Source organism: Helicobacter sp. 'house sparrow 1', from assembly GCF_900199585.1.
Taxonomy (GTDB): domain Bacteria; phylum Campylobacterota; class Campylobacteria; order Campylobacterales; family Helicobacteraceae; genus Helicobacter_H.
This window is the reverse complement of sequence record NZ_FZQY01000011.1, coordinates 1-18327: the sequence shown is the minus strand read 5'-3', so window position 1 is coordinate 18327 and position 18327 is coordinate 1. Positions and strand designations below refer to the sequence as shown.

Below are 18327 nucleotides of genomic sequence, written 5' to 3'. Positions count from 1 at the left end.
TTTATCCTTGTCTTTGTTTATGTTTAGGGGTAGAACATATCACACGAACTACGCCTTTTCTCTTAATGACCTTACATTTGTCACACATTTTTTTGACCGATGGTCTCACTTTCATTTAAAACTCCTTAGGTGCTATGCACACTTTAGTTTATTATCCCTACAAAAAAGTTCAGAATAAAAGTGTGAATTATAGTATAAAAAAGTTTAAAAACTTCTTATTTATACCTAAAAGTAATTCTTCCTTTATCTAAACTATAGGGAGTTAATTCGATTTTTACCTTGTCTCCAGGTAAAATCTTGATGTAATGCATCCTCATTTTTCCAGATATATGACATAAAACTATATGTCCATTATCTAGCTCTACTCTAAAGGTAGCATTTGGTAATGCTTCCACAACCTTGCCATCAATTTCAATCACATCATCTTTTGCCACTCAAACCTCCGTTAAAATTTCTGCAACCCCATTAATAATAGCAACTGTGTGTTCATAATGACTTCCTCGCAGTCCATCTTCTGATACAACACTCCAACCATCGCTTAAAATTTTTGGGTTACCACTTCTGTTACAAATCATAGGTTCAATACAAAATACCATACCATTTTTAATTTTAGGTCCCTGCCTATAGTTAGGAGTATCAATATAATTTAAAATACTAGGTTCATCGTGAGGCTTTCTCCCAATACCATGACCACAATACTCCCTTAATGGAACAAACCCTTTATTAAAAATAGAATCTTGTATCATCTTGCTTAACTCTTTGAAATACATCCCCTCGTGAATATTAGAAATTGCTTCCATAAGAGTATCCTTAGCACAATCAATCAACCTTTTATCTTGTTGTGAAATACTTCCTACTCCAACAGTTATAGCACCATCCCCATACCATCCATCTATCTCTGTTCCAATGTCAATCCCTACAATATCCCCATTTTTCAAGCAATAAGAAGATGGAATACCATGAATGATAACTTCATTTACAGAAATACAAGCAGCATTAGGAAAACCGTATAAGCCTTTAAAAGCAGGTCTTGCACCACAAGAAAGAATATATTGCTCAACTAAACGATCAAGCTCTAAAAGTGATATTCCAGGTTGGATAAAACCCTGTATATACTCAAGTGTTTTACCTACAACCTGGCTTGCGAGGCGTAATTTCTCAATTTCATTTAAACTTCGTATTGCAATTGCCATCAAAAACCTGTAACACTTAATGTTTTATACTTATTCATATAAACCTGAGCTTCAATTTTTCGCATCGTATCAATTGCAACTTGAACCACAATCAATACTGCAGTTCCACCAAAATAAAAAGGAACGCCCATACTTTTTACTAAAATCCAAGGCAAAGTTGATATCAAAGCCAAATACAAAGAACCAAAGAAAGTAAGACGACCTGCTACATTATTTAAAAAATGAACAGTTCCTTCTCCTGGTCTCATACCTGGAATGTATCCTCCCTGTCTCTTTAAGTTCTCAGCAATATCCTTAGAATTAAATGCAATAGAAGCATAAAAATAAGCAAAAAATATCACGAGTAAAAACATTAAAATGTTATAAGTATATTTATCTGGCCCCAGAAAATCAGCAATAGATTTTAAAATTTCATTTGAAGAGGCGTGTAAAATTGTTGAGGGAAAAACCAAAATTGCAGAAGCAAAAATTGGAGGAATTACCCCACTTAAATTAATTTTAATGGGAATAAAATTCATTACCCTCATCTTACCTTGATTTTGCATAATTACCTTACGCGCATATGAAACCGGTATCCTTCTCTCTCCAGACTCAACATAAATAATAGCCAAAACAGTAAAGATAATAATTGCAATAAGAGCAATTAAAACAAGATAATTGATCTCTCCTGTATTAACCAATCCAAATGTCCCCTCTATAGCAGATGGAATTCCAGACACAATACCAGAGAAAATAATTAAGCTAACACCATTGCCAATTCCTCTTTGTGTAATTTGTTCTCCAATCCACATTAAGAGCATCGTACCTGTTAGCATTGAAAAAACTGCAAGAACTATAAATGTTTGCATATCAATCATCACAGCGCCATTACCAGAATTTCCCATATTCTTTAATAAGAAAGATACACTGATAGCTTGCACAATAGTAACCACTATTGTTAGATAACGCACAATTTGCATATACTTTTGCATACCATCACGCTCTTTTTTCATCTTTGCTAATCCAGAAAATGTTGCTGCTAATAATTCCATTACAATCGAAGCTGTAATATAAGGCATAATCCCTAGAGAAATAATACTCAAGCGCTCTACTGCATGACCACTAAACATATTAAATAATCCCAGTGCATTTTGAGAGCCCCCTGCTGACCTAAAGAACTCCTTGATTACTTCAACATCTACACCTGGGATGGGAATATATGCCAATACCCTATATGCAAACAAGAATAATAAAGTAATAAGAATTTTATTAACTATAGATTTACTCATTCTCAATTACCACTAGTGATAATACGCTCATCTTTTATTTTAGTTTTTAACTCACTTGCATTTTTTCCAATAAGTTTAATCTGCTTAGTGTATTTTGGAAATTTATGAACACCTTTAATGCTTTCAAAAGTAAGCTCTGATAAATCCTTTAAGACTAAGATTCTATCAGTATTGATTACATAAGGTTTTTCATTTTGTACTCTAAAGCCAACTTTTGGCAATCTTCTTTGTAGTGGTTGCTGACCACCTTCAAAACCTCTTTTAGCCTTATAACCTGTTCTTGCAGTCTGTCCTTTTCCACCCCTTGTAGAGGTTTTTCCCATACCACTACCTTGGCCTCTACCAACTCTCTTAATATCTTTTACACTACCTTGTGCAGGTTTAATATTTTCTAATGCCATTACTTACTCCTTTACTTATGCCTTAATTCTTGCTAAAGCATCAACTGTAGCTCTCACAACATTATAAGGATTATTAGAGCCAAGAGATTTAGTAAGAATATCTTTAATCCCTGCTAATTCAATTACAGGTCTTGCAGAACCACCAGCAATAATACCAGTTCCCTCACTTGCAGGTTTTAATAAAATTCTACTTGCATTATACTTATGCTCAATATCATGAGCAATCGTAGTTCCTTTAATATTGATCTGAATAATATTTTTAAAAGCATCATCAACTGCCTTTTTGATTGCATCAGGCACTTCTTTTGCTTTTCCAAGACCAAATCCAACAAGTCCATTTTTGTTACCAACAACCACTAAAGCGTTAAAGCGGAATCTTCTTCCACCTTTAACAACTTTTGTCACCCTACCAATATTTACAACAACCTCGCTAAATTCTTCTCTATTAATTTCCATTTTCTTCCTTTACAGCGTAATACCATTTTCTCTAAGTGATTCTGCAAAAGCAGCAACAACGCCATGATATAAGTAACCATTTCTATCAAACACTACTGTAGTAATATTAAGATCTTTTAGAGTTTGAGCAAAGGTCTTTGCAATCTCCTTTGCATTTTCCTTATTGTTACCTAATTTCATTTTTTTACCATCTACACATGCTAATGTTACTTGCTTTTGATCATCAATTGCTTGTGCATAGAGATATTTATTTGATCTAAAAATACTGATTCTTGGCTTAGTAGCTGTCCCAAAAATAGAGCTTCTAATTCTTAGCTTTCTTTTATCTCTTAATCTTTTTTTTCTTGCTAAAATCTTACTTGTCATACTATCAACCTTCCCTTACTTCTTAGCAGTTTTACCAGCTTTTCGGATAATAACTTCATCACTATACTTAATACCCTTGCCTTTGTATGGCTCAGGAGGACGAAATTCTCTAATTTCTGCAGCAATTTGACCTACTTGTTGCTTATCACTTCCCTTTATAGTAATTAGATTCTTCTCAACACTCATCTCAATTCCATCTGGAATTGGGTATTTTACAGGGTGCGAAAAGCCTAGGGCAAGTTCTAAGGTTTTTCCAGATACAGCAACCTTATAACCCACACCATTTACTTCTAAAACTTTTGTAAAACCTGTGGTTATACCAATAACAATATTATTTGCCAATGCTCTATATGTTCCCCAATATGCACGAGATTGTGGTTCTTGGTCTATGGACTTAAAACTAAGTTCATTATTGCTATAATCAATTTGAACTCTTCCATATGTTTCTAACTCTTTTTGCATTTTATTGCTTTTAAACACAATTTTGCTCCCTTCAACGCTCACTTCAACAGTGCTTGGGATGCTAATAGGTTTTTTTCCAACTCTTGACATATTATTCTCCTACCATATACTACAAAGCGCTTCACCGCCAACATTTGCCTTATAGGCTTCCTCATTCCCGATCACACCTTTATTTGTGCTCACTACGATAGTTCCATAACCATTTTTAAATCTTTTTAGTTCTGTATGGCTTTTATACACTCTTCTACCTGGCTTACTAATTCTTTTAATCTCATTAATCATAGAGCAACCTCTATCATCATAAGCCAACTGAACTAAAATTGACTGCTTACCATCTTTATCATTTACACTAAAATCTTTGATAAAACCTTTAGATTTAAATACTTCCAAAATAGATACTACAATTTTTGCATAATAAAGCGTTGTGGAATCTAATCTTCTCATTGAAGCATTTCTAATTCGTGTCAAAGAATCTGCAATAATATCATTTACCATATTTTTACTCCTTACCAACTTGCCTTACGAAGTCCGGGTATTAAACCCTCATTACCCATCTTTCTTAGACATACTCTACACAATCCAAAATCTCTATATACAGAGTGTGGCCTACCACAAACTTGGCATCTTGTGTAAGCTCTTGAACTAAACTTAGCCTTTCTTTTTGTTTTTGCAATCATTGATTTTTTTGCCATATTATCTTCCTTTTGCAAAAGGCATACCAAGCATTTCTAAAAGCTTGAATGCTTCTTTATCACTATTTGTTGATGTAACCATTGTAATATTCATTCCATGACTTACCATAATGTCATCATATACAACTTCTGGGAACATAAGTTGCTCATTTAAACCAAAGTTATAGTTTCCTCTTCCATCAAATCCATTGCGAGGAACACCTCTAAAATCCTTCACTCTTGGCAAAGAGATCACAATTAATTTTTCCAAAAAGTTATACATTTGGTTGCCGCGTAAAGTTACCTTCACACCCATAGGCATTCCTTCACGCATTTTAAAACCTGCAACAGATTTTTTAGCCAATGTAATAACAGCTCTCTGACCAGCAATTAGAGAAATTGTATCAGCAATATTTTGAATAATCTTTGCATCCTTAGCATAATCTCCCGCACCAACACTAATTACAATCTTCTCAAGTCTTGGCAACAACATTGGATTTTTAATATCAAGCTCTGTAGCAAGTTTTTGCTTAATTTCTTCATTATACTTTCTTTTTAAATCAAACATTTCTTACTTCTCCTCAGCTTTCTTTACATTGGAAATATCAATAGGCATTTCTTTTGATATAAAACCACCCTTGGGATTTTTCTCATCTGGTTTAATTGCCTTTTTTGCAATCTTGCATCCCTCGACAATAACTTGAGATTTTTTAGGGAAAACACTCAAAACTTTAGCTACCTTTCCCTTATCATCACCGGCGATAACTTTTACCATATCACCTTTTTTAATCTTAACTTTCATTATAATACCTCCGGAGCCAACGATACTATCTTCATAAAATTTGCATATCGCACTTCTCTACTCACAGGTCCAAAAATCCTTGTCCCGATTGGTTCTCTCTTTGCATCTAAAATAACTGCTGCATTATCATCAAATCGTACTAAAGAACCATTTTCTCTGTGCACCTCTTTCTTTGTTCTAACAATTACTGCTTTTACTACCTGTCCTTTTTTCACTTTTCCATTTGGAATAGCTTTTTTAACAGAAGCAACAATCACATCACCAACACTTGCATAACGCTTGTGGCTACCACCCAAAACTTTTATACACATAATTTCCTTGGCACCACTATTATCAGCAACATTTAATCTTGTAAAACTTTGTATCATCTCACACCCCTACTAGCACTATATCTTTAAGTTTAAAGGCTTTGGTTTTAGAAATAGGTCTGCACTCAATTGCTGTAACTACATCACCTACTTTTGCAGAATTATTTTCATCATGAATTGTATATTTCTTAAATCTTTTAACAATCTTTCTATACTTTGGATGCACCACTTTTCTTTCAACTAAAATGGTCACACTCTTTTGTCCAGACTTACTTACTACCTCACCTTGGATAATTCTCTTATGTGCTTGTTTTTCACTCATTAGCTTATCCTCTCTTCTTGTTCATTCTTTGCTGATATTGCAGTGTTAATGCGCGCAATATCCTTTCTTACCATTGCAATTTGACTTGGGTTTGTTAATTGCATTGTCTTAAGCTCTAATTTTAGTTTGAAGAGCTCTGCCTTCTTTTCTTTTAATAACTTTTTTAATTCATCTACATTTTTGTCTTTTAATTCAATAAATTTCATTTTCACTCTCGCTTGTTACAATCTTTGTTTTAAAAGGCAATTTACTTTGTGCTAGAGCCAACGCATCTCTTGCTGTAGCCTCATCAATACCAATCATTTCATATATGATTCTACCTGGCTTAATATTCATTACCCACTTTTCTACAGAACCTTTACCCTTACCCATCCTAGTTGCTAAAGGCTTTGCTGTTAGTGGCTTATCAGGGAATACCCTAATCCAAACCTTACCAGCTCTTTTGATATGACGAGTCATTGCAACCCTTGCAGATTCAATTTGTCTAGAATCAATTCTGCCATGCTCCAATGCTTTAATACCAATATCACCAAATGCTAACTGCGCACCTCTGAAAGACTTTCCTCTATTTCTGCCTTTCATCTGCTTTCTATATTTTGTTCTCTTAGGCATCAACATAATTATTGTCTCCCTCTTTTAGTTCTAGCTTTTGTCTCTGTTGCTTCTTCTTTTTTTTCAGGTTGGATACCTTTTTGGAGTACTTCACCCTTAAATATCCAAACTTTCACACCAATGATTCCATAGGTAGTTACAGCCTCAGCAAAACCATAATCAATTTTTGCACGCAAAGTATGTAATGGAACTCTTCCTTCCATATACCACTCTGTTCTAGCCATTTCAGCACCTGCTAATCTTCCAGATACTTTAACTTTTATACCCTTTGCTCCTGCTTTAATTGCACTTTGCATTACTTTTTTCATTGCTCTTCTAAAAGCAACTCTTTTTTCTAATTGAATTGCAACATTTTCTGCTGCTAATTGTGCATTTGCTTGTGGTCTCTTTACTTCTTTAATATTGATAGCCACTTCTTTTTTAATCACTGCTTTTAGAGAATCTTTTACTTTCTCAATATCTGCACCTTTTTTACCAATAATTAGTCCTGGTCTAGCAGCAATTACTGTAACACGAATTTTTTTTGCAGCACGCTCAATCACAATTTCACTAATACCTGCATAATACAACTCTTTTTTCAAGAACTTTCTAATCTTGTGATCTTCAGCAATATTTGCCGGAGTATTTTGAGCACCTGGAAACCATCTTGAAATCCAATTTCTATTAATACCTAATCTTAAACCTATCGGATTAACTTTTTGTCCCATACTTACTTATCCTCGCCTTTTGTAGTTTTCTTCACTGTCTTTTTTGCTTGCACTTCCTTCTTTGCCTTAGCTTCTCTTTCTGTTTTTTCTTTTGAAGGTACTTGAGCAACCTCTACAAAAATATGAGAAGTTGGTTTCCTAATAGGAGTAGCCCTACCTCTTGCACGTGGCATAAATCTTCTCAAAACAGGACCTGCATCAACGCGACAAGATTTTACAATCACATTTTGTGCGTCAAAACCACCATTTGCCACAGCCGAAGCAATTACTTTTGAGATTAATCTTGCTGCTTTATTTGGAGTGAATTCGAGACTTGCAATTGCATACTCTGCATTCATACCTTGGACTTCTCTAGCAATCAATCTTGCCTTTGTAGGAGAAAGTCTAATATATCTTAACAATGCTTTACTCATTCCTTAACTCCTCTTACTTACCAATTTTCTTCTGGACACTACCTTTGTGCCCTTTAAAAGTTCTTGTTGGTGCAAACTCACCTAACTTATAGCCTACATGATTCTCTGTAACATACACAGGAACAAAAACTCTACCATTATGAACATTGAATGTAAGCCCAATCATATCAGGTAAAATCGTACTTCTTCTTGACCAAGTTTTAATAGGCTTATTATCCTTAGTTTCTTTTGCTTTAAGCACTTTCTTTACCAAATAATCATCAATGAAAGGACCTTTTTTTACTGATCTTGCCATCTTTTATTCCTTATTTTTTCTTTCTTGAAATAATCAGCTTATCGCTTGCTTTTTTCTTTCTAGTCTTATAACCTTTAGCAGGAGTTCCCCAAGGAGAAACTGGATGACCACTTGAACCTGTTTTACCTTCACCACCACCATGTGGGTGATCTACAGGGTTCATCGCACTACCTCTTGTTTGAGGACGGATACCTCGATGTCTATTTCTACCAGCCTTACCAATATTAATATTGATAAAATCTTCATTACCAACTACACCAATTGAAGCCATACACTCACCTAGGATATATCTCATTTCACCACTAGGCATTCTAATGATTGTATATTTTCCTTCTCTTCCCATAATTTGAGCACTTGCACCCGCACTTCTTGCTAACTGTCCACCAGCCCCAGGATGCATCTCAATATTATGAATAATGGTTCCAACAGGAATATTTTTTAATTTCATTGCATAACCTGTTTTAATATCTAATCCAGATTCTGCTGCAATTACAATATCTCCAACCTTAAGACCACTAGGTTGAATAATATATCTCTTATCTCCATCTTTATAGCTAATAAGAGCAATTCTACAATTTCTATATGGATCATACTCAATTGCAACTACTCTACCTTCAACATTAAACTTATTACGCTTAAAATCAATAATACGATAAAGCTTTTTTGCACCACCTTGCTTATGTCGGCTTGTAATACGACCATTATTATTTCTACCTGCTGTTACAGGAAGCTTTATTAATAGTTTTCTAACACTAGGTTTTGCTGTAATATCGCTAGAACTTAATCCAGACATAAACCTTCTGCTAGGTGTATAGGGTTTATATGTTTTTATTGCCATTGTATTACTCCTTAAACTGTGAGCGAATCAATCTTCGCACCCTCTGGAACTTTAACATAGAACTTCTTAAATGAGCTTCTTTGCCCAATTCTACCTCTAAATCTTTTCACCTTTCCATCTTGCTTGAGAGAGTTGATTCTCAATGGGGTAAAACCAAAATAATCTTTAAAAACTTGTTTTAATTGATTCTTAGTTACCTTACTAGAAGTTTGCACTACCAATACTCCACTCTCTTGAAGAGCTAGAGATTTTTCAGTATAAAGGATTGATTTTATATCTGTTATATCTGCCATTCTATCCTCCCTTACTTATTTACCTGAACAATTTCATCAAATACTGCTTTTTCCATCACTACAGATCTAAAAGCAGCCACCAAGTAAGCATTTAATTCATTAGAATCTACTAAATAACATTCTCTTAAATTTCTAAAAGCCAAAAATGTATTCTCATTGCTCATTTGAGCTACAAATAAAGTGCTTCTTTCATTGAGTGATTTAAACATACTATATGCATCTTTTGTTTTTCCACTTGCTACTTCTAGAGAATCTACTAGATAAAGTTTCCCTTGATCTGCCTTTTGTTTCAAAGCAAACTCTAATGCCAATCTTTTTTGTTTTTTATTCACCTTAAGGTCATAGTTTCTATTATTGCTAGGACCATGTGCAACACCACCCCCAACAAATACAGGAGAAGTAATACTTCCTGCTCTAGCTCTACCGCCACCTTTTTGACTCCAAGGTTTCTTTCCACCACCACTTACTTCACCACGATTCTTTGCCTTTGCAGTGTTGTTACGCAGAGAAGCTAAATAAGACTTTACATAGAGGTAAAGATTATGTTCTTTTATCTCATTATAGCTTTGTGGCAATTCTACCTCGCTATTTTTCTTAAATTCCTTATCTAATACTATTGCCTTGCTCATTGTTATTCACCTTACTTTATGATTTGAATTCTGCCATAAGCTCCAGAAAAACCTGCTACAGAGCCCTTTAATACCAAAATATTGCTTTCTTTATCAAAAGAAATAACCTCATTTTGAGCAGTCACAGTTTCATTTCCATAATGTCCTGCCATTTTCTTTCCAGGTTGAACTCTACCAGGCCACTCTCTATTACCAATAGAACCAAGTCTTCTATGAAATCTACTACCATGTGCTGCAGGACCACCTTGGAAATTCCAACGCTTCATCGCACCACTAAAACCTCTACCTTTTGTTTTAAAGGTTACTTTTAGTCTTTTAGCACTTTCTAGAGCGCTCATATCTAAATCACCAATCTGTGCACCTTCAACATTGATTGTTGCAAAACGATTGAATTCTTTACTAAGATTGTATTTTTTTTGCTGACCTGCAATTGCTTTGTTCAATGCCTTGCCTTTAGAATAAGCAATCAATGCCTTCTTGTTTTCATATACCTCACACACTTTTGCATTAAGAACTTTGAGTAAAGTAACCGCAACGCTTTGTGTGTCAATTGTTCTACTCATTCCAATTTTTTCTACTAAAAATTCCATAACTTAATCCTTATTTGCCCATTTGTGTAACTTCAACATCAACTTCTGGAGCTAAGTCTAGTTTCATCAAGCTATCTACCGTATCTGGAGTAGCTGACATAATATCAATGATTCTACTATGCACTCTTATTTCAAACTGCTCTCTAGAATCCTTATTAATATGTGGAGAGCGTAAAACAGTATATCTCCTATTTTTTGTTGGCAAAGGTATTGGACCTTTTATATCTGAACCTGTTCTTTTTACCGCTTCAACGATAGAAGCAACAGATCTATCTAAAACTCTGTGGTCATAAGCCTTTAACTTAAGTCTAATTTTTTCCATAAATATCCTTCAACAAAAGAACTCACCTTAAAAATGGTGTAATTTACCAAAAATGGAAGCAAAATTCTACTAAAAAATAGTCTTTAAATCAATCTCTAATAGCCATTTTAGGTATAAAAATACAAATTTTGTTTCCTTATTTAAAGGAAAATAATATACTTCATAGAAAAATTAAAAATATTGGAATTAAATGCAAGAATTAGAAAAAATTTTAGAAGAAAAAACCCAAAATTTTTTATTGCTTCCTAGAAGATTTGGAATCAAAAAAGGTAAAACTCTCTTATATGGCCCTCCAAAAAGCGGAAAAACATCTTTGGCACTTTTATTTGCAAAAAACTATAAACACCCCATCTATATAGACTGTCAGGATCCTAGAAACAATATAGATGATCTTAAAAATAAAATACTAAAGGCCTTTTTAGAAAAAAAGATCGATCTTTTAATTTTGGATAATTATCAACCAATTTTTACCATTCCTAACATTGATAATATCATTCTCATTCACCATAAAGACCTAACCAAAGAGGGCAATCTTACTTCCTTTATTTCAAAGCTTATCATGCCTTTGACTTTTGAAGAATATATCAGCCTTATTAATTCTCAAGAAAATACCAATCAACTGCTAAATCACTTCATTAAAGAGGGAAATTCATTAGAATCTTTTCATAGCCTAGATTTTCAAAAAATATCAAAAAAACAAAATAATATGATGTTATTTTTTAAAGAGGATTATGCTACTTTTATCCTCCTTTTAAATTTTCAATCTCAAAAAATCACGACCAACCAAATCTATCTTTATGTCAAAAAATATCTCAAAATCTCCAAAGATAAGCTTTATGCTCTGCTCTCTTATCTTCAACTTTGCAAAATAATTTTTTTAGTTCCTCAAAAAGATTCCTCTAATTTTCAAAAAAAACTCTATTTTTATGATTTTTCACTTCCTTATGCACTCTGTCCCAATCCGAACTTCCAAGCAATTTTTGAAAATATGGTATTTTTAGAGCTTTACCAACAATATAAAGAAAAAATTGTTTATGATCAAAATACTCATTTTATTGTAAATCAAACTTTATTTTTTGCAATTGCCTTTCCCAATCAACAGCATATTGAAAAAATCCTAAAAGAAAATCCTAATAAACAGATTATTATCATTGCTATCAATAAGTCTGATCACCCTAGCTGTAAAATTATCGATTTTATTAGCTTTGCACTAAAGGAGCATGTAGAATGATTTGTGGAATTGATGAGGCTGGTAGAGGAAGTTTATGTGGAAGCTTGTTTGTCTCTGGAGTGGGATGTGATGAAAAAACTGCTCTTTTATTACAAGAAAATGGGATAAAAGATAGTAAAAAGCTATCTAAGGATGCTCGATACAAAATGAGTTCGATCATACAAAATACACCTAATTTAGTTTTTATCACTATAGAAAAGAATGCTAAGGAGATAGATTCCAAAGGCCTTAGTTTATGTCTAAAAGAATCTATTATTGAAATTATTCAAGCCTTTCAAACAAAAATTACAAATTTTTACCTAGATGGAAATACTACTTTTGGCATTAAATTACCCGATTCCTTAAAACTAATAAGCATCATACAGGGTGATAATAAAATTCCTCAGATATCTGCTGCTTCAATTTTGGCAAAGAATGCAAAAGATAAAGAAATGGAGAAATTGCATCAAAACTATCCAGAATATAATTTTATACAAAATGCAGGTTATGGCACAAAATCTCATCTTGACAGGATTCAAAAGTTAGGCTACACACCCTATCATAGGAAAAGCTTTGTTATTAAATCTTCTCAAAAAAATACTTCATTATTCTAGTTTTGTAATGTGTTTTTAAAACAAAACTCAATACAATAAGCCCAGAAATTAAGTATCCAACAAAAGAGGAATAAATGGCTTTAGCATTAGCACTAAAATACCGACCCACAACATTCTCTGATTTAGTAGCTCAAGAAAGTGTTGCAAAAACTCTCTCCCTAGCACTCCAGAGTAATAGAATCGCACATGCTTACCTTTTTAGCGGACTTAGAGGTAGTGGAAAAACAAGCTCTGCAAGAATATTTGCAAGAGCCCTGCAATGCCAAAAAGCACCAATTAGCGATCCCTGTAATCAATGTGATAGCTGTTTACAATCTCTTGAGGGAAGACATCTTGATATTATAGAAATGGATGCAGCCTCAAGTAGAAAAATTGATGATATTAGAAATCTTATTGAACAAACCCGTTATGCACCTAGTTATGGAAGGTATAAAATTTTTATTATTGATGAAGTGCATATGCTTACCAAAGAAGCTTTCAATGCTCTCTTAAAGACTTTAGAAGAGCCTCCAAGCTATGTAAAATTTATACTTGCAACAACAGATCCCCTAAAATTACCTGCAACAATACTCAGCAGAACACAGCATTTTAGATTTAAAAAAATACCCCATAAGGCCATTATTCAGCATTTATATTCCATTCTTGATAAAGAAAATATTGTTTATGAAAAAGATGCTATTGAGATTATTGCAAGAAGTGGCAGTGGAAGTTTAAGAGACACTCTTACCATCACAGATCAAGCAATTAATTATTGCAATCAAAATATCACAAGATCAAAAGTCTCAGAAATGCTTGGAGCAGTTGATACAGAAATATTACAAAGATATTTCAATGCATTAATCTCACAAGATGAAAGTGAGCTAGATTCTATTCTTGAAATCTTTGAGGAATATGAAGCTGAAATAATCTTAGATGAGATGATGCTCTATCTAAAAGATCATATAAAAGAAAGAACAAACATATCAATGCTTATACTTGATAGATATTTGCAAATCATTGCACAAGCAAAGAATCTTTTAAGCCTTAATTGCGATGGGGGTTTTGTTTTATTACTCACAAGATTAAAAATGCAGGAGGCTCAAAAATATAATCTCATATCTGAGGAAATACAAGGACTTGAAAGACAAATCAAACAACAACCCTTTGTCTCTCAATCCCAACCCAATGTTATCACTCCAATAAAAAATACAGGCTTGACATCTTTTGAACAACTTGTTGCAAAAATTTATGATCGTAATTTTGAACTAGGAAAGACTTTTGAGGATAACATCACTTTTATAAGTTTTGAAAATAATACTCTAATATGGGAGAGCAAAGCTATTGGATCTTCTAAAGATTTATTGAGAGAAAATTACGCAACAATCAAAAATTTTGCTCAAGAAATTTTTGGTATTCACACAAAAATTATCCCCCAACAATCAGAATTTAAAGACTCATCTCCATTAAATCAAACAACAGTCCAAGAATCTCAAGCCATAAACACACCACCTAAGATAGATCTACAAGAGCAATCCACAATCTCATCTCAAACAGCACAAATAAATTCACATTCTACAGACACACAAACTCAAACAAATATCCCAGTTAATACACCACAAACTACACAACAAGAAAACCCAGTATACACAAGCAATACAACAGATTCTGCCCACAATCAAGATCTTATATCTACCCCATCAGATACCAAAGCAACTAATACAAAATTTCAAGAATTTTATGAAAAAAACAAAACGCTCATTCAGAGTATGCAACAACATCTAGATATCAAAGAAGTTAAAAGAGTAAAACAATGATTGAAAAAGCTTTACAAGAAAAAGATCTACAGATTTTATTCCCAATAATAGATGATTACATCTGCAAAGGTGTAAGAATTATCCTATTACAAGGGGATTTAGCAAGTGGCAAAACCACTTTGGTGCAAAAATACATTAAATCTAAAAATCCAAAATTTCAAGCCACTTCTCCAACTTTTAATTTTGTCCAACAATATGGAAACTTTTATCATTATGATCTCTACCACCATAGTCTTGAAAAATTTCTCTATTTTGGTTTTTTAGAGCAACTTGAAAATGATGGCATCCACTTTATTGAATGGGGCGAAGAGGATTTAGCTGATATTCTAAAAAATAGTGGGTATAATTATCTCACTTTGAAGATTACAAAAGAAACTACGCATAGAATCTATAGGATCATATATGAATAAGTTGGTGGCACAAAATCTAAGCAAACAAATCAAAAAAAATCTTATTGTAAAAGATGTTTCCATTGAAGTTAATAGTGGTGAAGTAGTAGGCCTTCTTGGACCTAATGGTGCGGGAAAAACAACAACTTTTTATATGATTTGCGGACTTTTAAAACCAAGTGGTGGAAAAGTTTTGTTAAATGGAGAGGACTTATCCAATGCCCCTTTGCATCAAAGATCTAATATGGGGATTGGTTATTTACCTCAAGAATCAAGTATTTTTAAGGATTTAAGTGTTGAAGATAATCTAAATATTTCTGCTGAAACTAGCTTTAAAAACAAAAGAGAGGCTCAAGATAGAATCGAAGAGATGCTACAAGCCTTTAATATCGAACCAATTAGACATCGTAAGGGTGTAAGTTTAAGTGGAGGGGAAAGAAGAAGGGTTGAAATTGCTAGAGCCTTGGTAAAGAATCCTAAATTTATTTTGCTTGATGAACCTTTTGCTGGTGTAGATCCTATTGCAGTGATTGACATACAAAAAATCATTCAAAAGTTGGTGACCCTTAATATTGGCGTATTAATTACTGACCACAATGTTAGAGAAACCCTATCAGTTTGCAATCACGCCTATGTCATAAAAAGTGGTACTCTTCTTGCAAGTGGTCCTAGTAATGAAATCTATGACAATCCATTGGTGCGCAAATACTACTTAGGCGAAAACTTCAAGGTATAAAATGGCAGCCCCCAAGATACGACATAATCTACAAGTCAAGGGCAAACTTTCAAATACTCTAAAAAACTGGCTCCCTATTCTTCAAAGCAATATCTTAGAGATTGAGGAGACAATTAGTGAATATGCTATAGAAAATCCTTATATCACTATCCAAAGTTCTATTACCCAAGATTTTAGTTCAAAGCTCAAAAAACCCCATTCTAATTCTTCGGTCAAAAATTCTATTAGTGACAAAATAGAAATGCTAAGCATACAAGAAAAAAGTCTCTATCAAGTTTTAGAAGAACAAATTGTTCCTCCATTATTTCCTACAGAAATTTCTCAACAAATTGCACTAGATATTATTGATAATATAAACGAAGAAGGATATTTTGATGCAGATACCAAAATAAGGGCAAAAGAACTTGGTATAGATTCTGAACAATATGAAAAAATTCGTCAAAGATTTTGTTTTTTAGATCCAAAAGGGATAGGCTCTAAAAATATTAAAGAATGTTTGCTATTCCATTTACAAGATTTAGAATCTATTAGTGATGATCTATATAATATTGCCTCAAAAATCATCAAAGACTTAGATAATCATACTCAATTTAAAAAAAATCCTCTTTATCAAGAAGCACTTCAATTAATTAAAACATTTCAAACTCCACCAGCAATTGCTTATATGGAATCTGATATCTGCATTATTCCAGATATTTTTGTTGCTTATGAGGATGGGGAAATATCTGTGATGCTTAATGATGATTATTATCCTCAAATTACAATTGATACTCTTAAGGTTAAACAACAAGATTCTTACTTAAAAACCAAGTTAAAAGAAGCAAGAGATCTTATCGATGCACTTGATATGCGCAAACAAACTCTTAGAAAAATTGGTCTAATGATTGTGGAGTATCAATATGACTTTTTTATGGGAAAAGATATTAAGCCTATGAAGTTAAAAGATCTTGCAGAAGAGTTTGGACATGCCCCAAGCACAATTTCAAGGGCTATCTCTAATAAATATCTTGAATGCAATCGCGGTATATTCCCAATCAAAAACTTCTTCACTACTGCCATTGATGGAGATACAAGCAATGCCTCTATTAAAGATTTTATCAATGATCTTATCAAAAATGAAAACAAGCAAAAACCATTAAGTGATCTTAGTATCCTTCAACTTATTGAAGAAAAATTCTCGCTTAAAATGGTAAGAAGAACCATCACAAAATATCGAAAACAACTCAATATACCAAGCTCTAGTGAGCGCAAGAAAAACTATGCTATTAGTGCACATTAGTTTAAAAATAATCTAGTTTATTACTCAACTAGATACTAAAGGCAATCTATAGCTTCTATAATTTATCTTAAATAATTTTTTAATCCTAACTACCTCATAAAATTCTAACTACTCCACGCATCTCTTCTAAGAATTAAACCCTATTAAAGTTATGTCTCAAATAAAGATATTAAAGAGAATTTCATTAAGACTTTTCTAACATCATACCCTGCATCAAATACACCAAAAAATAAGGCTTTTTCATCTTTTTATCACCATCCCAATAAGTTGTTTATACTTAATCTCTCAACATCAACTTCTAAAAACTTATCTTAAATAAAAAAATGATCATTAATAAAGATATCAAAATAAAATATCAACTCTTCTTTTCCGCTTCAATAGCATTTTTGATAATTCTCTTAAGATTTTTTTCAATCATTAGAGATTTTTTTACAATATTTAAATCAGAAGGTGCTGCACTAAGTGCATACATTTTTTCATTTGGCAATGCGATAAAATCCCTACGATAGGTTGTAAAAAAATCATCACTTAAATACTGTATATCCACGCCTAAGGCATATGCACTAAAAGATATCCAAGGATCATCATTATTCTTAATACCCATTGCATCAATAAAAAGTTCTTTTTTAAAGAAAAAGGGATGTTTTTTTATATTAAAAGTTTTTAAATCCCATAAAATACCAGTTGCACCAGCCAACCCCAAAGTTTGATTATTCTTATCCTTAAGTCCAATATAACCAATCATTGCGTGAGGATATTTTTCTTTAAGTCTTACGAGTTGTGAAATAAAATCAGGTCTAACCATAATATCATCATCAAGACTAATCAAATACTCCTCCCCTCCTCCTAACTCTTTGAGTGCAGGAATAAATTTTTTAAAACTCCCTATATCCTCTGTCTCAATAATCCTCAACCAAGGTTTAAACCTATCAAGAACCTCTGGAATTTGTTTATATTCCCCTTGAGAAAGATAAAGCCATACTTCATCTGGATGCAAACTTTGAAAAAATAAAGAATCAAGTAAATAATGAACATAATTGATTCTATCCTTATGAGTAGTAAGAGAAATTATTATTCTTTTATCTCTTGTGGAGTTGGTCATTAAACTTTTATAATCTGTGGTGCAGATTTTGCGATTAAGATCTATTAAAAACTGACTCTCTGCATAAATAGATTGTTTTCTTATTGCCTTTAAAAAATCAAAAAACATCTTTATATAAAAAAAACTGCTTCCAGATTTTCTTGTTTTTATATAAATCCATCTTTTAAGATTAACCATTAAAAGCTCCCTTATCACCCCTTTTTAAACCCTAATTCTACATTTTTTATACTTTTTTAACAATGAATTAAATAATATA

31 protein-coding genes are annotated in these 18327 nt (G+C 32.8%); 6 read left to right on the top strand and 25 right to left on the bottom strand.

Annotated elements, in window-relative coordinates:
• Position 1 precedes the first annotated feature (1 nt).
• The 24 genes from rpmJ to rpsJ form a co-directional block, all read right to left on the bottom strand.
• Positions 2 to 115 carry a 50S ribosomal protein L36 gene (gene rpmJ, locus C6H31_RS06145; RefSeq protein WP_002956266.1) on the bottom strand — a complete coding sequence of 38 codons (114 nt, stop codon included), beginning with the start codon at positions 113 to 115 and terminating at the stop codon, positions 2 to 4.
• A 100-nt stretch (positions 116 to 215) separates the two neighbouring features.
• Positions 216 to 434 (bottom strand): translation initiation factor IF-1, encoded by a 219-nt coding sequence (infA, locus tag C6H31_RS06140; RefSeq protein ID WP_104697941.1) that lies wholly within the window; start codon positions 432 to 434, stop codon positions 216 to 218.
• On the bottom strand, positions 435 to 1193 hold the full coding sequence (gene map, locus C6H31_RS06135) for a type I methionyl aminopeptidase (protein WP_104697940.1): 759 nt from the start codon (positions 1191 to 1193) through the stop codon (positions 435 to 437).
• Positions 1193 to 2461 (bottom strand): preprotein translocase subunit SecY, encoded by a 1269-nt coding sequence (gene secY, locus C6H31_RS06130; protein ID WP_104697939.1) that lies wholly within the window; start codon positions 2459 to 2461, stop codon positions 1193 to 1195. The genes map and secY overlap by 1 nt, the downstream gene beginning before the upstream one ends.
• 2 nt (positions 2462 to 2463) lie before the next feature.
• Positions 2464 to 2862 carry a 50S ribosomal protein L15 gene (gene rplO / locus C6H31_RS06125; RefSeq protein WP_104697938.1) on the bottom strand — a complete coding sequence of 133 codons (399 nt, stop codon included), beginning with the start codon at positions 2860 to 2862 and terminating at the stop codon, positions 2464 to 2466.
• A 15-nt stretch (positions 2863 to 2877) separates the two neighbouring features.
• Entirely contained in the window at positions 2878 to 3318 is a 441-nt protein-coding gene (gene rpsE, locus C6H31_RS06120; protein ID WP_104697937.1) for a 30S ribosomal protein S5, read from the bottom strand.
• Positions 3319 to 3327: 9 nt separating this feature from the next.
• Entirely contained in the window at positions 3328 to 3684 is a 357-nt protein-coding gene (rplR, locus tag C6H31_RS06115; RefSeq protein WP_104697936.1) for a 50S ribosomal protein L18, read from the bottom strand.
• 15 nt (positions 3685 to 3699) lie between these two features.
• Complete coding sequence (gene rplF, locus C6H31_RS06110; RefSeq protein WP_104697935.1) at positions 3700 to 4236, bottom strand: 50S ribosomal protein L6; 537 nt, start codon at positions 4234 to 4236, stop codon at positions 3700 to 3702.
• A gap of 9 nt (positions 4237 to 4245) precedes the next feature.
• Positions 4246 to 4641 (bottom strand): 30S ribosomal protein S8, encoded by a 396-nt coding sequence (rpsH, locus tag C6H31_RS06105; protein WP_104697934.1) that lies wholly within the window; start codon positions 4639 to 4641, stop codon positions 4246 to 4248.
• An 11-nt stretch (positions 4642 to 4652) separates the two neighbouring features.
• Entirely contained in the window at positions 4653 to 4838 is a 186-nt protein-coding gene (locus C6H31_RS06100) for a type Z 30S ribosomal protein S14 (protein ID WP_104697933.1), read from the bottom strand.
• A gap of 1 nt (position 4839) precedes the next feature.
• Positions 4840 to 5385 (bottom strand): 50S ribosomal protein L5, encoded by a 546-nt coding sequence (gene rplE / locus C6H31_RS06095; protein WP_104697932.1) that lies wholly within the window; start codon positions 5383 to 5385, stop codon positions 4840 to 4842.
• A gap of 3 nt (positions 5386 to 5388) precedes the next feature.
• Entirely contained in the window at positions 5389 to 5622 is a 234-nt protein-coding gene (rplX, locus tag C6H31_RS06090; RefSeq protein WP_104697931.1) for a 50S ribosomal protein L24, read from the bottom strand.
• Complete coding sequence (gene rplN, locus C6H31_RS06085) at positions 5619 to 5987, bottom strand: 50S ribosomal protein L14 (RefSeq protein ID WP_104697930.1); 369 nt, start codon at positions 5985 to 5987, stop codon at positions 5619 to 5621. Before rplN ends, rplX begins: the two co-directional genes overlap by 4 nt.
• A 1-nt stretch (position 5988) precedes the next feature.
• Positions 5989 to 6249 (bottom strand): 30S ribosomal protein S17, encoded by a 261-nt coding sequence (gene rpsQ, locus C6H31_RS06080; protein WP_104697929.1) that lies wholly within the window; start codon positions 6247 to 6249, stop codon positions 5989 to 5991.
• Positions 6249 to 6455, bottom strand: a complete 207-nt coding sequence (gene rpmC, locus C6H31_RS06075) for a 50S ribosomal protein L29 (protein ID WP_104697928.1) — start codon at positions 6453 to 6455, stop codon at positions 6249 to 6251. Before rpmC ends, rpsQ begins: the two co-directional genes overlap by 1 nt.
• Positions 6442 to 6867 (bottom strand): 50S ribosomal protein L16, encoded by a 426-nt coding sequence (gene rplP / locus C6H31_RS06070; protein WP_104697927.1) that lies wholly within the window; start codon positions 6865 to 6867, stop codon positions 6442 to 6444. Before rplP ends, rpmC begins: the two co-directional genes overlap by 14 nt.
• Before the next feature lie 2 nt (positions 6868 to 6869).
• Positions 6870 to 7568 carry a 30S ribosomal protein S3 gene (gene rpsC / locus C6H31_RS06065; RefSeq protein WP_104697926.1) on the bottom strand — a complete coding sequence of 233 codons (699 nt, stop codon included), beginning with the start codon at positions 7566 to 7568 and terminating at the stop codon, positions 6870 to 6872.
• Positions 7569 to 7570: 2 nt separating this feature from the next.
• Positions 7571 to 7981 carry a 50S ribosomal protein L22 gene (gene rplV / locus C6H31_RS06060; RefSeq protein WP_104697925.1) on the bottom strand — a complete coding sequence of 137 codons (411 nt, stop codon included), beginning with the start codon at positions 7979 to 7981 and terminating at the stop codon, positions 7571 to 7573.
• A 13-nt stretch (positions 7982 to 7994) separates the two neighbouring features.
• Positions 7995 to 8276 carry a 30S ribosomal protein S19 gene (rpsS, locus tag C6H31_RS06055; RefSeq protein WP_104697924.1) on the bottom strand — a complete coding sequence of 94 codons (282 nt, stop codon included), beginning with the start codon at positions 8274 to 8276 and terminating at the stop codon, positions 7995 to 7997.
• Between the two features lie 10 nt (positions 8277 to 8286).
• The gene (gene rplB / locus C6H31_RS06050) at positions 8287 to 9114 is read right to left on the bottom strand and encodes a 50S ribosomal protein L2 (protein WP_104697923.1); all 828 of its coding nucleotides are present in this window, start codon (positions 9112 to 9114) and stop codon (positions 8287 to 8289) included.
• Positions 9115 to 9125: 11 nt separating this feature from the next.
• Positions 9126 to 9407 carry a 50S ribosomal protein L23 gene (locus C6H31_RS06045; protein WP_104697922.1) on the bottom strand — a complete coding sequence of 94 codons (282 nt, stop codon included), beginning with the start codon at positions 9405 to 9407 and terminating at the stop codon, positions 9126 to 9128.
• A gap of 11 nt (positions 9408 to 9418) precedes the next feature.
• Positions 9419 to 10036 carry a 50S ribosomal protein L4 gene (gene rplD / locus C6H31_RS06040; protein ID WP_104697921.1) on the bottom strand — a complete coding sequence of 206 codons (618 nt, stop codon included), beginning with the start codon at positions 10034 to 10036 and terminating at the stop codon, positions 9419 to 9421.
• 11 nt (positions 10037 to 10047) lie between these two features.
• Positions 10048 to 10626 (bottom strand): 50S ribosomal protein L3, encoded by a 579-nt coding sequence (gene rplC / locus C6H31_RS06035; RefSeq protein WP_104697920.1) that lies wholly within the window; start codon positions 10624 to 10626, stop codon positions 10048 to 10050.
• Positions 10627 to 10636: 10 nt separating this feature from the next.
• Positions 10637 to 10948: a 30S ribosomal protein S10 gene (gene rpsJ / locus C6H31_RS06030; RefSeq protein WP_104697919.1), complete on the bottom strand. Its 312-nt coding sequence runs from the start codon at positions 10946 to 10948 to the stop codon at positions 10637 to 10639.
• A gap of 190 nt (positions 10949 to 11138) precedes the next feature.
• On the opposite strand from rpsJ, the gene C6H31_RS06025 reads away from it, so the two are divergent.
• The 6 genes from C6H31_RS06025 (at position 11139) to C6H31_RS06000 (ending at position 16969) form a co-directional block, all read left to right on the top strand.
• Positions 11139 to 12179, top strand: coding sequence for an AAA family ATPase (locus tag C6H31_RS06025; protein WP_104697918.1), 1041 nt, complete (start codon positions 11139 to 11141; stop codon positions 12177 to 12179).
• Entirely contained in the window at positions 12176 to 12772 is a 597-nt protein-coding gene (locus C6H31_RS06020) for a ribonuclease HII (RefSeq protein WP_104697917.1), read from the top strand. Before C6H31_RS06025 ends, C6H31_RS06020 begins: the two co-directional genes overlap by 4 nt.
• A gap of 74 nt (positions 12773 to 12846) precedes the next feature.
• A complete protein-coding gene (locus C6H31_RS06015) occupies positions 12847 to 14565 on the top strand; it encodes a DNA polymerase III subunit gamma/tau (protein ID WP_104697916.1) in 1719 nt (572 codons plus the stop codon).
• On the top strand, positions 14562 to 14975 hold the full coding sequence (gene tsaE / locus C6H31_RS06010) for a tRNA (adenosine(37)-N6)-threonylcarbamoyltransferase complex ATPase subunit type 1 TsaE (RefSeq protein ID WP_104697915.1): 414 nt from the start codon (positions 14562 to 14564) through the stop codon (positions 14973 to 14975). Before C6H31_RS06015 ends, tsaE begins: the two co-directional genes overlap by 4 nt.
• Positions 14968 to 15690, top strand: coding sequence for an LPS export ABC transporter ATP-binding protein (gene lptB / locus C6H31_RS06005; RefSeq protein WP_104697914.1), 723 nt, complete (start codon positions 14968 to 14970; stop codon positions 15688 to 15690). The genes tsaE and lptB overlap by 8 nt, the downstream gene beginning before the upstream one ends.
• Position 15691: 1 nt before the next feature.
• Positions 15692 to 16969, top strand: a complete 1278-nt coding sequence (locus tag C6H31_RS06000) for an RNA polymerase factor sigma-54 (protein WP_104697913.1) — start codon at positions 15692 to 15694, stop codon at positions 16967 to 16969.
• Positions 16970 to 17324: 355 nt separating this feature from the next.
• Here C6H31_RS06000 and C6H31_RS05995 read toward each other — a convergent pair whose 3' ends face one another.
• Positions 17325 to 18248 carry a glycosyltransferase family A protein gene (locus C6H31_RS05995; protein ID WP_104697912.1) on the bottom strand — a complete coding sequence of 308 codons (924 nt, stop codon included), beginning with the start codon at positions 18246 to 18248 and terminating at the stop codon, positions 17325 to 17327.
• Between the last annotated feature and the right edge of the window lie 79 nt (positions 18249 to 18327).

What these genes read in the sequence shown, in the direction of transcription:
- rpmJ (WP_002956266.1), bottom strand. Translation starts at nt 115, where the DNA reads ATGAAAGTGAGACCATCGGTCAAAAAAATGTGTGACAAATGTAAGGTC.
- map (WP_104697940.1), bottom strand. Translation starts at nt 1,193, where the DNA reads ATGGCAATTGCAATACGAAGTTTAAATGAAATTGAGAAATTACGCCTC.
- secY (WP_104697939.1), bottom strand. Translation starts at nt 2,461, where the DNA reads ATGAGTAAATCTATAGTTAATAAAATTCTTATTACTTTATTATTCTTG.
- rplO (WP_104697938.1), bottom strand. Translation starts at nt 2,862, where the DNA reads ATGGCATTAGAAAATATTAAACCTGCACAAGGTAGTGTAAAAGATATT.
- rpsE (WP_104697937.1), bottom strand. Translation starts at nt 3,318, where the DNA reads ATGGAAATTAATAGAGAAGAATTTAGCGAGGTTGTTGTAAATATTGGT.
- rplR (WP_104697936.1), bottom strand. Translation starts at nt 3,684, where the DNA reads ATGACAAGTAAGATTTTAGCAAGAAAAAAAAGATTAAGAGATAAAAGA.
- rplF (WP_104697935.1), bottom strand. Translation starts at nt 4,236, where the DNA reads ATGTCAAGAGTTGGAAAAAAACCTATTAGCATCCCAAGCACTGTTGAA.
- rpsH (WP_104697934.1), bottom strand. Translation starts at nt 4,641, where the DNA reads ATGGTAAATGATATTATTGCAGATTCTTTGACACGAATTAGAAATGCT.
- C6H31_RS06100 (WP_104697933.1), bottom strand. Translation starts at nt 4,838, where the DNA reads ATGGCAAAAAAATCAATGATTGCAAAAACAAAAAGAAAGGCTAAGTTT.
- rplE (WP_104697932.1), bottom strand. Translation starts at nt 5,385, where the DNA reads ATGTTTGATTTAAAAAGAAAGTATAATGAAGAAATTAAGCAAAAACTT.
- rplN (WP_104697930.1), bottom strand. Translation starts at nt 5,987, where the DNA reads ATGATACAAAGTTTTACAAGATTAAATGTTGCTGATAATAGTGGTGCC.
- rpsQ (WP_104697929.1), bottom strand. Translation starts at nt 6,249, where the DNA reads ATGAGTGAAAAACAAGCACATAAGAGAATTATCCAAGGTGAGGTAGTA.
- rpmC (WP_104697928.1), bottom strand. Translation starts at nt 6,455, where the DNA reads ATGAAATTTATTGAATTAAAAGACAAAAATGTAGATGAATTAAAAAAG.
- rplP (WP_104697927.1), bottom strand. Translation starts at nt 6,867, where the DNA reads ATGTTGATGCCTAAGAGAACAAAATATAGAAAGCAGATGAAAGGCAGA.
- rpsC (WP_104697926.1), bottom strand. Translation starts at nt 7,568, where the DNA reads ATGGGACAAAAAGTTAATCCGATAGGTTTAAGATTAGGTATTAATAGA.
- rplV (WP_104697925.1), bottom strand. Translation starts at nt 7,981, where the DNA reads ATGAGTAAAGCATTGTTAAGATATATTAGACTTTCTCCTACAAAGGCA.
- rpsS (WP_104697924.1), bottom strand. Translation starts at nt 8,276, where the DNA reads ATGGCAAGATCAGTAAAAAAAGGTCCTTTCATTGATGATTATTTGGTA.
- rplB (WP_104697923.1), bottom strand. Translation starts at nt 9,114, where the DNA reads ATGGCAATAAAAACATATAAACCCTATACACCTAGCAGAAGGTTTATG.
- C6H31_RS06045 (WP_104697922.1), bottom strand. Translation starts at nt 9,407, where the DNA reads ATGGCAGATATAACAGATATAAAATCAATCCTTTATACTGAAAAATCT.
- rplD (WP_104697921.1), bottom strand. Translation starts at nt 10,036, where the DNA reads ATGAGCAAGGCAATAGTATTAGATAAGGAATTTAAGAAAAATAGCGAG.
- rplC (WP_104697920.1), bottom strand. Translation starts at nt 10,626, where the DNA reads ATGGAATTTTTAGTAGAAAAAATTGGAATGAGTAGAACAATTGACACA.
- rpsJ (WP_104697919.1), bottom strand. Translation starts at nt 10,948, where the DNA reads ATGGAAAAAATTAGACTTAAGTTAAAGGCTTATGACCACAGAGTTTTA.
- C6H31_RS06025 (WP_104697918.1), top strand. Translation starts at nt 11,139, where the DNA reads ATGCAAGAATTAGAAAAAATTTTAGAAGAAAAAACCCAAAATTTTTTA.
- C6H31_RS06020 (WP_104697917.1), top strand. Translation starts at nt 12,176, where the DNA reads ATGATTTGTGGAATTGATGAGGCTGGTAGAGGAAGTTTATGTGGAAGC.
- C6H31_RS06015 (WP_104697916.1), top strand. Translation starts at nt 12,847, where the DNA reads ATGGCTTTAGCATTAGCACTAAAATACCGACCCACAACATTCTCTGAT.
- tsaE (WP_104697915.1), top strand. Translation starts at nt 14,562, where the DNA reads ATGATTGAAAAAGCTTTACAAGAAAAAGATCTACAGATTTTATTCCCA.
- lptB (WP_104697914.1), top strand. Translation starts at nt 14,968, where the DNA reads ATGAATAAGTTGGTGGCACAAAATCTAAGCAAACAAATCAAAAAAAAT.
- C6H31_RS06000 (WP_104697913.1), top strand. Translation starts at nt 15,692, where the DNA reads ATGGCAGCCCCCAAGATACGACATAATCTACAAGTCAAGGGCAAACTT.
- C6H31_RS05995 (WP_104697912.1), bottom strand. Translation starts at nt 18,248, where the DNA reads ATGGTTAATCTTAAAAGATGGATTTATATAAAAACAAGAAAATCTGGA.